The organism is Pseudomonas sp. NPDC090752 (assembly GCF_055584805.1).
Genome location: NZ_JBVJLI010000029.1, coordinates 19,814 through 34,300 on the forward strand (window position 1 = coordinate 19,814; position 14,487 = coordinate 34,300).

Genomic DNA, 14,487 nt, shown 5'->3' on the forward strand with positions numbered 1-14,487 from the left:
AAAACAACAATCAGCGGACGAGTCCCCATGTCGACATCCATCACGCCATACCCACGCCTTTCACTTCCTCTCGTTTCAGCACCCACGGCCACCTAACGCCGTAGCCCTGTTTCACCCTCTCCGGCCTTGACCGGCCCGTTACCCACCCGCGCCTGCCGCAGGCCGCCTTTGCGTGCCCGGTGGACGGGCAGCTACACCCTTTTGTGGAGCACAACAATAATGAAAATCTGCCAAAGAACCCTACCCTTCGCGCTGTTCGGCGCCGGCCTGCTCGGCGCTGTACCGGGCGCAACCCTGGCCGAGGGTTTCGTCGAGGACAGCAAGGCCACGCTGGGCCTGCGCAACTTCTACATCAACCGCAATTTCACCAACCCTGCCAACCCGCAGAGCAAAGCCGAAGAGTGGACACAGAGCTTCATCCTCGATGCCCGCTCGGGCTTCACCCAAGGGCCGGTCGGCTTTGGCGTGGACGTGCTGGGGTTGTGGTCGGTGAAGCTCGACGGCGGTGGCGGCACCTATGGCACGGCGCTGCTGCCAAGGCATGACGATGGGCGGCCGGCAGATGACTATGGGCGCTTGGCGGTGGCAGGCAAGGCGCGGATCTCCAAGACCGAACTGAAGATCGGCGAGTGGATGCCGGTGCTGCCGATCCTGCGCTCCGACGATGGCCGCTCGCTGCCGCAGACCTTCCGCGGTGGCCAGGTCACGTCTAGCGAAATTTCCGGGCTGACGCTGTATGGCGGGCAGTTCCGCGGCAACAGCCCGCGCAACGATGCGAGCATGGACGACATGAGCTATGGCGGTGGGCTGTCGGACCGGTTCAACTTCGTTGGCGGCGAATACAAATTCAACCAGGACCGCACCCTGATTGGGCTGTGGAATGCGGTGCTCAAGGACGTCTACGAACAGCAGTACCTGCAACTGAGCCACAGCCAGCCGGTGGGCAGCTGGACCTTCGGCGCCAACCTGGGCTACTTCAACGGTGGCGAGGACGGCGCCGAGCGGGCTGGCAAGCTGGACAACAAGACCTACTCGGGGATGTTCTCGGCCAGGTATGGCGGCAGCACGTTCTGGGTGGGCCTGCAGAAGGTCGATGGCGATACCTGGATGCGCGTCAACGGCACCAGCGGCGGGACCTTGGCCAACGACAGTTACAACTCCAGCTTCGACAACGCCAACGAACGCTCATGGCAAATACGGCATGACTTCAACTTCGTCACGCTCGGCGTGCCGGGGCTGACCCTGATGAACCGCTATATCAGCGGCCAGGACGTCCATACCGGGGCGGTGACCGACGGCAAGGAATGGGTGCGGGAGTCGGAGCTGGCCTATGTAATCCAGAGCGGCCCGTTCAAGGACTTGAGCGTGAAATGGCGCAACTCCTCGATACGGCGGGACTACAGCAACAATGAATTCGATGAGAACCGGCTGATTTTCAATTACCCGTTGTCGCTTCTGTAATCAGCGGGATTGTCACCAGGCAGTGACGAAATGCAGACCCCGCGACATTGACAGGTAGGTAAACCACTGCCGATAATCCAGCACAGTCATACGACAACCTACAACAAAACACAACAACGAGATTGCCATGACTACCACCCCCTTCAAGCGCCTGCTTCTCACTGGAGCGGCAGGCGGCCTGGGCCAGGTCCTTCGCCAACGCCTGAGCGGCTGCGCCGAAGTGCTGCGCCTTTCTGACATCGCCCCCATGGCCCCCGCTGCTGGGCCGCATGAAGAAGTCACCCCCTGCGACCTCGCTGACAAGGCTGCAGTCCATGCGCTGGTCGAAGGCGTCGATGCGATCGTCCATTTCGGCGGCGTGTCCACCGAGCATGCCTTCGAGGACATTCTCGGCCCCAACATCTGCGGCGTATTCCATATCTACGAGGCGGCGCGCAGGCACGGGGTCAAACGCATCATCTTCGCCAGCTCCAATCACGTGATCGGCTTTTACCGCCAGGACCAGCACATCGATGCTCACGCCCTGCGCCGTCCCGACAGCTACTACGGCCTGTCCAAATGCTACGGCGAGGATGTCGCCAGCTTCTACTTCGACCGCTACGGCATCGAAACCGTCAGCATCCGCATCGGCTCGTCGTTCCCGCAACCGCAGAATCCGCGGATGCTGTGCACCTGGCTGAGCTATGACGACCTCACCCAGTTGATCGAGCGCGGGCTGTTCACCGCAAACGTGGGCCACACCGTGGTCTATGGCGCGTCCGACAACCGCACGGTGTGGTGGGACAACCGCCATGCCGAGCACCTGGGTTACCAGCCTAAAGACACCTCAGAGGTATTCCGCGAAGCCGTGGAAGCCCAACCGGCGCCAGCTGCCAACGACCCGAGCATGGTCTACCAGGGCGGCGCCTTTGTTGCCGCCGGGCCGTTCGACTGACCTCAAACGCTTTGTCAGGAGGCTCCAGCATGCACTGTGAACTGATCGTCGATGCCCGTAACGGTACCGGCGAAAGCCCCGTGTGGCACCCCGAAGAACAGGCGCTGTATTGGGTCGACATCCCTGCCCGGCAACTGCACCGCTGGCAGGATGGCGCGCACCAGGTCTGGCAAGGCGACGAGATGATCGCCTGCATCGCCCGCAGCGACCTGGGCTGGGTAGCGGGGATGGAAAGCGGCATCTTCCAGCTGCAGACCACCGCCGACGGCAGCCTCGATAGCCGCCTGCTGTGCAGTGTCGATCATGCGGAACCCGGCATGCGTTTCAACGACGGCCGCTGCGACCGCCAAGGCCGCTTCTGGGCCGGCAGCATGCTGACGGACATGCAGCAAGGCGCCCACGTCGGCGCGTTGTACCGGGTCGATGGCGAAGGCGCGCTGCACCTGCAACTGAAAGACATGATCGTGCCCAATGGCCTGGCCTTCAGCCCAGACGGCACGCGCATGTATCTGTCCGACTCGCACCCCAACGTGCAGAAGATCTGGGTGTTCGACTACGACATTGACAGCGGCACACCCTACAACCGGCGGCTGTTCGTCGACATGCGGGCCTTCCCTGGCCGCCCGGACGGCGCTGCCATTGACCAGGACGGTTGCTACTGGATCTGCGGCAATGACGCCGGCCAGGTGCACCGCTTCACCCCGCACGGTCGCCTCGACCGCTCACTCAACGTGCCCGTGAAAAAGCCTGCCATGTGCGCGTTTGGCGGCGCCCGACTGGACACCCTGTTCGTCACCTCGATCCGCCCTGCGGGCATCGACCTCAGCGACCAGCCACTGGCCGGTGGGGTATTTGCCTTCGAGCTTGGCGTCAAAGGCCTGGAGGAACCTGCCTGGCGGGGCTGAACACACACTGCCGCACCTGCACCGACACGACCGAAACCAGATAATAAAAAACACGGAGTTTCATCATGACGTTCAAACGCAAGCTGCTTCTCGCCACACTCCCGTTCGCCTTCAGCCTGTCCCTGCCGGCCCACGCGCTGGACATCAAGTTCGCCGAGATACACCCGGCCGGCTACCCGACCGTGGTCGCCGAACAGAACATGGGCAAGAAGCTCGAAGCCGCCAGCAATGGCGAAATCACCTTCAAGATGTTCGCCGGTGGCGTGCTCGGCTCGGAGAAGGAAGTGATCGAGCAGGCGCAGATCGGCGCCGTGCAGATGACCCGCGTGAGCTTGGGGATCGTCGGCCCGGTGGTACCGGATGTGAACGTGTTCAACATGCCGTTCGTGTTCCGCGACCATGAGCACATGCGCAAGATCATCGACGGCGACATCGGCCAGGAGATCCTCGACAAGATCACCAATTCCGAATTCAACCTGGTGGCCCTGGCCTGGATGGACGGCGGCTCGCGCAGCATCTACACCAAGAAACCGGTGCGCAGCCTGGAAGACCTCAAGGGCATGAAGATCCGTGTGCAGGGCAACCCGCTGTTCATCGACATGATGAACGCCATGGGCGGCAACGGCATCGCCATGGACACTGGCGAGATCTTCAGCGCGCTGCAGACCGGGGTGATCGACGGTGCCGAGAACAACCCGCCGACCCTGCTTGAACACAACCACTTCCAGAGCGCCAAGTACTACACCCTCACCGGCCACCTGATCCTGCCGGAGCCGGTGGTCATGTCGAAGACCACCTGGGAAAAACTCACCCCAGAGCAGCAGGTGCTGGTGAAGAAGGTCGCCCGCGAAGCGCAGATGGAAGAGCGCGCGCTGTGGGACGCCAAGTCCGCCGCCAGTGAAGAGAAGCTCAAGGCCGCGGGCGTTGAGTTCATCAGCGTCGACAAGAAGCCGTTCTACGAAGCCACCGCGTCGGTGCGTGAAAAGTACGGCGCGCAGTATGCCGACCTGATGAAGCGTATCGACGCGGTCCAGTAATCCCGGCCCCCTTCCAAGATGACCTCGGCAGTGCGACGCCCATCGCCCTGCCGCTTTGGTGATGCCTATGAAAACGCAATTCCTGCGCGTCAACGACACGCTGTACCGCGGCTGTATCTGGATCGCCGGCCTGTCGATCCTGACCATGTCGCTGATCATCCCCTGGGGCATCTTTGCCCGCTACGTGCTCGGCACCGGCTCCAGCTGGCCGGAGCCAGTATCGATCCTGTTGATGGTGCTGTTCACCTTCGTCGGCGCCGCCGCCAGCTACCGTGCTGGGGCGCATATGGCGGTAGGCATGATCACCGACCGTTTGCCACCCCTGCAGCGCCGCCTGGTCGCCCTGCTGGTGCAAATACTCATGATTCTGGTGTGCGTGTTCATGACCTGGTACGGCACCAAACTGTGCATCACCACCTGGAACCAGTCGCTGGCCTCTTTGCCCGGCGTGCGGGTTGGCATGACCTACGCGCCGATCCCGGTGGGTGGCGTACTGACCCTGATTTTCGTGCTGGAAAAACTCCTGCTGGGCGATCAGAGCCAGCGCAAGGTGGTGCGCTTCGACCTGGTCGAAGAAAACGAAGGAGCGGCGTAAATGGATGCGTTCATTCTGTTGGGCAGCTTCATCGTGCTCATTCTCATCGGCATGCCGGTGGCCTATGCGCTGGGCCTTTCGGCGCTGATCGGCGCCTGGTACATCGATATCCCGCTGCAGGCGATGATGATCCAGGTGGCCAGTGGGGTTAACAAATTCTCGCTGCTGGCGATCCCGTTCTTCGTGCTGGCCGGGGCGATCATGGCCGAAGGTGGCATGTCGCGGCGGCTGGTGGCCTTTGCCGGGGTGCTGGTGGGCTTCGTGCGCGGCGGGCTGTCGCTGGTCAACATCATGGCCTCGACCTTCTTCGGCGCGATCTCCGGCTCGTCGGTGGCCGATACTGCGTCGGTGGGTTCGGTGTTGATCCCGGAAATGGAGCGCAAGGGCTATCCGCGCGAGTTCTCCACGGCGGTGACCGTCAGCGGCTCGGTGCAGGCGCTGCTGACCCCGCCCAGCCACAACTCGGTGCTGTACTCGCTGGCGGCGGGCGGCACGGTGTCGATTGCCTCGCTGTTCATGGCCGGGGTCATGCCCGGGCTGTTGCTGAGCGCGGTGATGATGGGGCTGTGCCTGATCTTCGCGAAGAAGCGCGACTACCCCAAGGGCGAGGTGATCCCGCTGCGCCAGGCGCTGAAGATCGCCGGTGAGGCGCTGTGGGGGCTGATGGCCATGGTGATCATCCTCGGCGGTATCCTCTCGGGCGTATTTACCGCCACCGAGTCGGCGGCAGTGGCGGTGGTGTGGTCGTTCTTCGTGACCATGTTCGTCTACCGCGACTACAAGTGGCGCGACCTGCCCAAGCTGATGCACCGCACCGTGCGTACCATCTCGATCGTGATGATCCTCATTGGCTTCGCTGCCAGCTTCGGCTACGTAATGACGCTGATGCAGATCCCGTCGAAGATCACCACAGCGTTCCTGACCCTGTCGGATAACCGCTACGTGATCCTCATGTGCATCAACTTCATGCTCCTGCTGCTGGGCACGGTGATGGACATGGCGCCGCTGATCCTGATCCTCACGCCTATCCTGCTGCCGGTGATTACGGGTATCGGCGTCGACCCGGTGCACTTCGGCATGATCATGCTGGTCAACCTCGGCATCGGGCTGATTACGCCGCCGGTGGGTGCGGTGCTGTTCGTCGGCTCGGCGGTTGGCAAGGTGAGCATCGAGGCAACAGTGAAAGCGTTGCTGCCGTTCTACCTGGCGCTGTTCCTGGTGCTGATGATGGTGACCTACATTCCGGCGATTTCGCTGTGGTTGCCGAGCGTGGTTTTGTAGTTGTCGTAATCGGGGCCGCTGTGCGGCCCATTGATTCATCTGCAAATGGACTATGCACATGGCTGTCGCAACTCCCCTCTTCCCCCGCAAGCTGGCAGTCGCGCTATTGGCGCTGCTGGCCTGCTCATTCGCCGGTAACCACATTGCCGCACGCATTGCCTTCGATGACGACACCGGCGTACTGCTGGCCATCCTCTGTCGCTCGGGCATTACCTTCCTGGTGCTGGCTAGCCTGGTACTGTGGCAGCGCCAACCGCTGAGCCTGCCGAGCGGCGCGCGGCGCTGGCAACTGCTGCTGGGCCTGCTGATCGCCACCCAGAGCCTGTGCCTGTATTCAGCGGTGGCGCGCATACCGGTGGCCCTGGCACTGCTGGTCGGCAATACCTTCCCGATGTTGCTGGCACTCCTGACATGGGCACTGGGCGGCGCGCGCCCGACTGGCCGCACGGTGCTGTTCATGGGCCTGATCCTGTGTGGCTTGGTCCTGGCGCTGGACGTGCCCGCGCAGCTGTCCGACAGTGGCGAGGCCAATCCGCACTGGCTGCTGGGTGTGAGCCTGGCGTTCTGCGCAGCCTGCGTGTTCGCCTGCGCACTGTGGATCACCGACCATAGACTCGCCGCCGTGCGCGGCCCGGTTCGCAGCCTGCTGACCTTGCTGATCGTGTTCGCCAGCATGCTGGTGGCGGGGGTCAGCGGCTTAATGCCATCCGGCCTGGCGTTGCCCGCCAGTGGCAACGGCTGGGCCGCATTGGCCAGTCTGGTGGTGCTGTATGGCATCGCCTTTACCTTGCTGTTCGTCTGCGTGCCACGGCTGAACATGGCGCAGAACGCTCCGGTGATGAACGTCGAACCCATCGCCACCCTGCTGCTGGGCTGGGCGCTGCTTGACCAACAGCTCAGTGGCGTGCAGCTGCTGGGCGGTGCCGTGGTGGTGTGCGGCATCGTGATGCTTACTTATCGGAGGTCGTGATGACGGTGCCACTGCTACACCTGCAAGACCGCCTGACCCGCCTGAGCATTGCGCCTGGCCTGGGCGCCAGCCTGGCCAATTGGCACGTCAAGGCGACCGGCCAGGCACTGCTGCGGCATGCCGACGAGGCCGCGCTGGCCAGCGGTAGTCCCAGGCGGCTGGGGTGCTATCCACTGGCCCCTTGGTCCAATCGAATTGCCGAAGGCGGTTTCGCCTGCCCGTCTGGCTGGCTGGCGTTGCCGCCCAACACCGACCATGACGCCTATCCGATCCATGGCAGCGCCTGGCAACAGGCCTGGCAGGTCGAACACCACAGTGAACGACGCGCGCGGTTGCACCTGGTTAGCCAGGTGCCGTTCGCCTATCGGGCCACGCTCGATGTGCACCTGCATGAAGGTTGCCTGCGCCTCGACATGCACGTGGTTCATCTGGATGAGCGTGCCGTGTGGCATGGGCTCGGCCTGCATCCCTACTTCCCACGCTACCCCGACACACAGTTGCAGGTAGCCGCGCAGCAGGTATGGCTGGGCGAGTACGGGCAACTGCCTTCGCGACAAGCTGCGATCCCCGCAGACTGGCGTTTCGATACGTTGCGCGAACTGCCTGGGGACGCAGTCGATCATGCCTTCAGCGGCTGGGCAGGCGAATGCGTCATCGAGCAACCGACTGCCGGGTATCGGCTTGAGTGCACTGCCAGCGGTGCCGACCACTTCCTGCTGTTCTGCCCGCAAGGGCAGCCGTTCTTCTGTTTCGAGCCGGTCAGCCACCCGATCAATGCGCATCATTTGCCAGGGCGGCCGGGGTTGCGCTTATTGCAGCAAGGGGAAGAACTGAGCCTGGGCTTCAGCCTGCAATACGCCGCGACTCAGTCCAGCTGATGACTGCGTAGCTGCTGCGCCAACAGATCGACGAACGAGCGTACCTTGGCCGAACCGTACTTGCTCTCCCGGTGCAACACGTGGATCGGCCACGGCGCTTCCTCATACTCGGCGAGGATCACCTGCAACTGCCCGCTGGCGATTTCATCAACCACTTGATACGACAGCAAGCGGGCAATCCCCAACCCACCCACCGCCGCCGCAATCGCGCCGTCGTTGCTGGTCACGGTAAGCCTCGGTTTCATACGCACCAGGGTTGGTTCGTCAGTGACGCCGAAGCGCCAGCCAGCACGAGGCGACAGGTTGGTGGTGGCGATCACCGCATGGTCCGGCAAGTCTGACGGATGTTGCGGTACGCCATGCCGCGCCAGGTAATCCGGTGCGGCACAAAGCATGCGCCGCACCCTGCCCACACGCAGGGCCTTGAGGCCGGAATCGGGCAGCGGGCCGATGCGCACGGCCACGTCCATGCCCTCTTCGACCATGTTGACGATACGGTCGAGGAAGTAGGCAGACACGTCAACTTCCGGGTACTGCTGCAGGTAGCGGACGATACACGGCATGACGAACTTCTTGCCGAACAGGATCGGCGCGGTCACCGCCAGCTCGCCCTTGGGTGTGGCGTTGATGCCCGCCGCGGCCTCGTTGGCCTCGGCGATGCTGGAAAGGATGTGGCGGGTGTCCTCCAGATAACGGCCACCCGCTTCGGTCAGGCGCACGCTGCGCGTGGTGCGCAGCAGCAACTTGACGCCGAGTTGGTCTTCGAGGGCGCTGACTGCCCGGGTGACCGCCGCTGGAGAGATATCCAGGCGGCGGGCGGCGGCGGCGAAGCTTTCCAGCTCGCCCACGGCGACGAACACCTTCATCAGGTGGATCTGGTCCATGCCGGCTCCTGGTTGCGTGGGTGGGGAGGATTATCGGTTATCCGCAGGTTTTGTGCTGCCCAATCACAGGTCCAGCACCAGCGCCTGCGCGCCCTCCTCCACCTGGGCCGGCACGGCGCAGCAGATCAGCACCGTGCCCTCCTCAGGCATTTCGGCAGGCGGGTTCGGATAATGCACCTGCCCGCTAACCACCTTGGTTTTGCAAGTACGGCATGACCCCCCTCGGCAACTGAAGTCCGGCGAAAGGCCACGGGCTTCAGCCAGATCCAGCAAGGTCCCGCTGCCTGGTGCCCAACGTGCCTCCTTGGCAGAACTTGCGAAGTAAATCGGCACCGCTTCGCTGGCTGCTGGGGGCTGCTGCAGGGGCGGTTGGTTGTCGTCGGTATGGCGCCTGAGCGTCGAGGGGCCGAACGCTTCTGCGTGGATGCGCGCATCCGGCACGTGCACGGCGCGCAACCCTTCGTACAGGTCCTGGGTGAAACTGGCAGGCCCGCACAGGTAGAAGTCATAGTCATCCAACGCCAGTGCCGCCTTGACCTGCTCGATACCGAGACGGCCGGCATGTTCGTAGTCCTGGCCCAGCACAGCGTCGGCCTCTGGTTGGCTCAGCGAGCGTTGCACGCTCAACAGGTCGCCAGCCTTTTCGCGCAAGTCGCTCAGCTCTCGCTGGAACGGCAGCTCGGCGAGGCTGCGGGCACCGTGAAACAGATGAATCCGTCGATCCTGCTGCCGCGCCAGCTGTTCCCGGAGCATGGCGATCAGCGGCGTGATGCCCACGCCCGCGCCAACCAGTACGATGGGCCGCTGACTGTCGTCCTGCAGGGTGAAACTGCCCATGGGCAGGCGCACATCGAGCAGGTCGCCCACCTTCACCTGTTCATGCAGGTAACGTGATGCCGGGCCCTGGGCTTTGACGCTGATGCGCAGGTGGCCGTCCGACGGCGCGCAGGACAGGCTGTAGGTGCGAATCAACGGTGTGTCGCCCCCCAGCGGCAGGCGCACGGGGAGGTGTTGGCCTGGAGCGAACGTCACAGGTGCATCAGTGGCCAGGTAGAACGAACGGATATCGCGGCTTTCCTGCTCGATCCGCGCTACACGCCAGCTCAGCCACTGGCGCTGCCGTGAACGCTGTTGCAGGCGCTGCTCCGCCTCGGCCCAGGTGCCGGTCATCAGGCTGGTCGGTGCATATTCCTCGAAGGCCCAGCGCAGCGACACACCAGCGGGTCGCAGCACCACCTGTTCGACCTCCAGCGTCCACAGCCGCTCGGCACCTTCGAAGGCCTCGATCAATGGGCTGTCGAGTATCACCTCGGCGCGCCCGGTCAACTGCAGCACGTTGCCATTGCTGAAGTCGACAAACAGCAGCCCCGCCTGCGGGCTCTCCAGCAGGTTGCCGAGGGTATTGAAATGCAGGTTGCCGGCATAGTCTGGGATGGTCAGGCGGTTACCTTCGACCTTGACGAACCCGGGCCGGCCGCCGCGATGCGAGACATCCACCGAGCGATGGCCATCTTCATGGTCGATGTAGCTGGCGACGAAGAAGGTGTCGGCGTTGCTGACCATCGCCAGCGCATCGGCACTCAAGGTCAACGAATCCTGCCGCGCCTGCGCCGGTTCATCGACACGGGTATAGGCGCGCAGCTGAATGTACTGCGGGCAGTTGCCGAAGGCATGCTCCACCTCTACTTCCAACTGATTACCAGTGACCACGCCAATAAGCCCGTTGATACGGTTGCGCCGGCGGGTGTGCAATTCGATGCCAAGCAATCCGATGGCCCCACCCGCAGCGAGTCCGGGCGTAGCCGGGTCTTCGCTGGTGAGGGGAGTGTCGATCAGCAATCGCCGCGGGTCAGGGGAACTGACGAAGCCTTCCGTACCTTCCAGCAGCGTTGCCCAAGGTCTGCCCTCTGCGTCCACGGCTCCAGCAATCAGGAACGGCAGTTGCCGATAGAAATCGCGGTGCTGGTCGGGCATGTAGTCTCGGATGACCTTTTGCCCGAACACTTCCATCCGTTGTGCCACACCGACCTGCTCTTGCAAGCGTGTCTCACCCGCGTGCCAGGGCGAGGTATGAGGGGCTGGGCGTTGTTGCATGGCGGCATTCCTCGGTTGGGTTGCGGCTCAGGCGCTGGCTTGCAGGCCCACGGCGGTGCGTGGCATGGCAACGAAGCCCGGCAGCGCTTCGATCCGTGCCAGCCAGGCACGCACGTTGGGGTAGGGTTCCAGCGAGACGTTACCCTCCGGAGCGTGGGCGACGTACGAGTAGTTGGCGACATCGGCGATGGTCGGCTCGCTACCCACCAGAAACGGCGTGTTGGCCAGCTCGGCATCCAGCACCTTGAGCAGGGTGTGGGCGCGGCCGATCACTTCATCGGTATTGAACGAGGCACCGAACACCGTGACCAGGCGGGCGGCAGCAGGGCCAAAGGCGAGCGGTCCGGCAGCGACAGACAGCCAACGTTGTACACGGGCGGCCGCGAGCGGTTCGTGGGGCAGCCAGCTGCCGCGCTTGTCGTAGGTGCTGGCCAGGTAGACGAGGATGGCGTTGGAATCGGCAAGGACGGTACCGTTGTCATCGATCACCGGCACCTGGCCGAACGGGTTGAGGGCAAGGAATTCGGGCTGCTTGTGGGCGCCCTTGGCCAAATCGACGAATACCAGCTCAGTAGGCAACTTTAGCAGCGACAGCATCAGTTCGATGCGGTGGGCATGGCCGGACTTGGGGAAGTTGTAGAGTTTGATCATGGTTTGCGCTCCAGGGGTGGCACCGGGTGGTGCTGCTGGAACACAGGTTGCGCTGATTCGGGCTGTAACAGAATCAGCGCAGCGGGGAGATCTTAATTTCGCCAGGCGAAACAATTGCTGTCAGTGGCGCTGTTGCTTCTGGTACCGATACAGCCCCTTGGCCGCTTCGACCACGTGCGGCACACACGCCTGCACCTCGTCGAAACTCATTGCATCGAGCAACTCGAAGTTGTCCTCCAGCCCATGCAGCGATATGGCTTTCAACAGTGGATCCTGTCCAGGGGGCAGCTCGTCCCACTCTGCAACCTGGGTACCGCGCATATAGCCAAAGCACCACTCTTCCATGATGATCGCCGGCCCCTCCTCTGCTTCGCTTTCTTCGAACAGCGGCTCGAAGTTATCAAGGTTGTCCGCCAGCTGTTCCGCTACCTGGTGGGCATAGCGCAGCATCAACGCCGTATAGGCTTCTTCGTGAGCAGGCTTCTTGAACTTCGGCACTTTGCCACCGGCCACTGCAGGCAGCCAATGCTCCGGGTTGATCCTCACCGGGGAGCTGGCCAAGGCAGTGAAGAATCCGTTGAGTTCGGCCAGGTTGAGCACCGAGTAGTCGTTGCCGTAGGTGATCAACAGGTCTTCGAGGCGGTCGAGTTCTTTGTCGCTGAGCGCGGGGAGCATGTGCAGGATTCCTGGGTGAAGATAGGCGTGCACCCTAGCACAGGGTGAGGGAGTTGTTGTTTGCACAAAAGCAATCGCCGGCAAGCCAGCTCCTACAGGAGCAGAGATGTGCCTGTGGGAGCCGGCTTGCCGGCGATAGGGCCTTCAGCGATTAAACCGCCAGGGCGCGCTCACGCAGCTCGCTGTTGAGGATGCGGTCGTTCTCGCTGTAATCGACCGGACAGTCGATCACGTGCACGCCTGGAGTCTTGATGCAGTGCTCGAGCAGCGGCAGCAAACCTTCGGCGCTTTCCACCCGGTGGCCGTTGGCACCGTAGGCTTCGGCGTATTTGACGAAGTCCGGGTTGCCGTAGTCCAGGCCGAAATCGGTGAAGCCCATGTTGGCCTGCTTCCAGCGGATCATGCCATAGCCGTCGTCACGCAGGATCACTACGGTGACGTGCATGCCCAGACGAACTGCAGTTTCCAGCTCCTGGCTGTTCATCATGAAGCCGCCGTCGCCACACACCGAGATAACCGGGCGGTCCGGGTACACCAGGTGCGCCGCCATGGCCGACGGCAGGCCGGCGCCCATGGTGGCCAGGGCGTTGTCGAGCAGCACGGTGTTGGGCTTGTGCGCCTTGTAGTTGCGGGCGAACCAGATCTTGTAAATGCCGTTGTCCAGCGCGACGATGCCTTCGGATGGCAGTACGCGGCGGATGTCGGCAACCAGGCGCTGCGGGTAGACCGGGAAGCGGTCGTCGTCGGCGCCTTCGGCGATCTGCGCTTCGTTGGCTTCACGGATGGCCATGAGACGGGTGAAGTCCCAGTGCGAAGTGTCGCCCAGGCCTTCGCCGATTTGCCAGACGGCGTTGGCGATGTCGCCGATCACTTCAACCTGCGGGAAGTACACGGCATCAACTTCGGCGGAACGGAAGTTGATGTGAATGACTTCGGTGCCGCCACGAACCATGAAGAACGGCGGCTTTTCGATCACGTCGTGGCCGATGTTGACGATCAGGTCGGCGGCCTCGATGGCACGGTGGACGAAATCACCGGACGACAGCGCGGCGTTGCCGAGGAAGCGCGGGCTGCGCTCGTCGACCACACCCTTGCCCAACTGGGTGGTGACGAACGGAATACCGGTGTTGTCGACCAATTGCTTGAGGACTTTGGCGGTCATCTTGCGGTTGGCGCCGGCACCGATCACCAGGATTGGGCTGCGCGCAGTGCGCAGTTTCTCGATGGCGGCTTCGATGGCCACATGCTCGGCCAGCGGGCGACGATGCAGGCTGCGCGGGATCGGCATGGCATCGGTCTGCTCGGCGGCGATGTCTTCTGGCAGCTCAAGGTGCACGGCACCCGGCTTTTCTTCTTCGGCCAGGCGGAACGCTTCACGCATGCGCGAAGGAATGTTGTCGGCCGAGGCGAACTGGTGGGTGTACTTGGTGATGGGGTCCATCATGCCGCACACATCGATGATCTGGAAGCGGCCCTGTTTTGACTTCTTGATCGGCTTCTGGCCGGTAATCATCATCATTGGCATGCCGCCCAGGTACGCGTACGCACTGGCGGTCACCAGGTTGGTCGCGCCAGGGCCCAGAGTCGACAGGCTGACGCCGGTCTTGCCGGTCAGACGGCCATAGGTGGCGGCCATGAAGCCCGCAGACTGCTCGTGGCGGGTCAGTACCAGCTTGATCTTCGACTTGCGCAGGGATTCCAGCAGATCGAGGTTTTCCTCACCAGGAATGCCGAACACATATTCGACACCTTCGTTTTCCAGGCATTGCACAACGACATCGGCGGCCTTGGCCATCTTGCTTGTAACCTCAGTTGTATAGGACGGTGAAGGTCCAGAAATGCGCAGCACGGCACGCTGGCATCGCTCAGTCCGGGCGCGAGGATGCCCCGAACCTAAGTCTTGACGCAGGCTAGGCGGGGCAAAGTCACGTATACGAACAGGATTAATTGTCGCACCCTTCAGCGTTTTACGCAGGTACGAGACGGACAAAAGATAGTTGCTTTGAGAAAAGCTGTTCGAATACCGGAAAGACAAAACCCCTACCTGCTCGCGCAGATAGGGGTTTTGCGAAATGAATCTTGACGATGACCTACTCTCACATGGGGAAACCCCACACTACCA

The 14,487-nt window shown here is 62.7% G+C and carries 13 protein-coding genes; 8 read left to right on the forward strand and 5 right to left on the reverse strand.

What is annotated here, in order from left to right; genetic code table 11:
• Positions 1 to 219 precede the first annotated feature (219 nt).
• From ACZ6YA_RS25160 to ACZ6YA_RS25195, 8 genes are all read left to right on the forward strand, one after another.
• Complete coding sequence (locus ACZ6YA_RS25160) at positions 220 to 1,461, forward strand: OprD family porin (RefSeq protein ID WP_465900351.1); 1,242 nt, start codon at positions 220 to 222, stop codon at positions 1,459 to 1,461.
• 127 nt (positions 1,462 to 1,588) lie between these two features.
• Positions 1,589 to 2,395, forward strand: a complete 807-nt coding sequence (locus ACZ6YA_RS25165; protein WP_465900353.1) for an NAD-dependent epimerase/dehydratase family protein — start codon at positions 1,589 to 1,591, stop codon at positions 2,393 to 2,395.
• Positions 2,396 to 2,424: 29 nt separating this feature from the next.
• Entirely contained in the window at positions 2,425 to 3,300 is an 876-nt protein-coding gene (locus ACZ6YA_RS25170; RefSeq protein WP_465900355.1) for a glucurono-1,5-lactonase, read from the forward strand.
• 65 nt (positions 3,301 to 3,365) lie between these two features.
• Positions 3,366 to 4,337 carry a TRAP transporter substrate-binding protein gene (locus tag ACZ6YA_RS25175; protein WP_465900357.1) on the forward strand — a complete coding sequence of 324 codons (972 nt, stop codon included), beginning with the start codon at positions 3,366 to 3,368 and terminating at the stop codon, positions 4,335 to 4,337.
• 67 nt (positions 4,338 to 4,404) lie between these two features.
• Positions 4,405 to 4,932, forward strand: coding sequence for a TRAP transporter small permease (locus tag ACZ6YA_RS25180; RefSeq protein ID WP_465900359.1), 528 nt, complete (start codon positions 4,405 to 4,407; stop codon positions 4,930 to 4,932).
• Positions 4,933 to 6,213 carry a TRAP transporter large permease gene (locus ACZ6YA_RS25185; protein ID WP_465900360.1) on the forward strand — a complete coding sequence of 427 codons (1,281 nt, stop codon included), beginning with the start codon at positions 4,933 to 4,935 and terminating at the stop codon, positions 6,211 to 6,213.
• Between the two features lie 58 nt (positions 6,214 to 6,271).
• Positions 6,272 to 7,183, forward strand: coding sequence for an EamA family transporter (locus ACZ6YA_RS25190; protein ID WP_465900361.1), 912 nt, complete (start codon positions 6,272 to 6,274; stop codon positions 7,181 to 7,183).
• Positions 7,183 to 8,061, forward strand: coding sequence for an aldose 1-epimerase (locus ACZ6YA_RS25195; protein ID WP_465900363.1), 879 nt, complete (start codon positions 7,183 to 7,185; stop codon positions 8,059 to 8,061). The genes ACZ6YA_RS25190 and ACZ6YA_RS25195 overlap by 1 nt, the downstream gene beginning before the upstream one ends.
• Here the strand turns inward: ACZ6YA_RS25195 and ACZ6YA_RS25200 are convergent.
• The 5 genes from ACZ6YA_RS25200 to ACZ6YA_RS25220 form a co-directional block, all read right to left on the reverse strand.
• On the reverse strand, positions 8,049 to 8,945 hold the full coding sequence (locus tag ACZ6YA_RS25200) for a LysR family transcriptional regulator (protein ID WP_465900365.1): 897 nt from the start codon (positions 8,943 to 8,945) through the stop codon (positions 8,049 to 8,051). The two genes, ACZ6YA_RS25195 and ACZ6YA_RS25200, sit on opposite strands and share 13 nt — an antisense overlap.
• 63 nt (positions 8,946 to 9,008) lie before the next feature.
• The gene (locus ACZ6YA_RS25205) at positions 9,009 to 11,039 is read right to left on the reverse strand and encodes a pyridoxamine 5'-phosphate oxidase family protein (protein ID WP_465900367.1); all 2,031 of its coding nucleotides are present in this window, start codon (positions 11,037 to 11,039) and stop codon (positions 9,009 to 9,011) included.
• Positions 11,040 to 11,066: 27 nt separating this feature from the next.
• Positions 11,067 to 11,690 (reverse strand): glutathione S-transferase family protein, encoded by a 624-nt coding sequence (locus tag ACZ6YA_RS25210; RefSeq protein WP_465900369.1) that lies wholly within the window; start codon positions 11,688 to 11,690, stop codon positions 11,067 to 11,069.
• Positions 11,691 to 11,810: 120 nt separating this feature from the next.
• Complete coding sequence (locus ACZ6YA_RS25215; RefSeq protein WP_465900371.1) at positions 11,811 to 12,365, reverse strand: UPF0149 family protein; 555 nt, start codon at positions 12,363 to 12,365, stop codon at positions 11,811 to 11,813.
• A 151-nt stretch (positions 12,366 to 12,516) separates the two neighbouring features.
• Positions 12,517 to 14,160 carry an acetolactate synthase large subunit gene (locus ACZ6YA_RS25220; RefSeq protein ID WP_465900373.1) on the reverse strand — a complete coding sequence of 548 codons (1,644 nt, stop codon included), beginning with the start codon at positions 14,158 to 14,160 and terminating at the stop codon, positions 12,517 to 12,519.
• Positions 14,161 to 14,487: the final 327 nt, after the last annotated feature.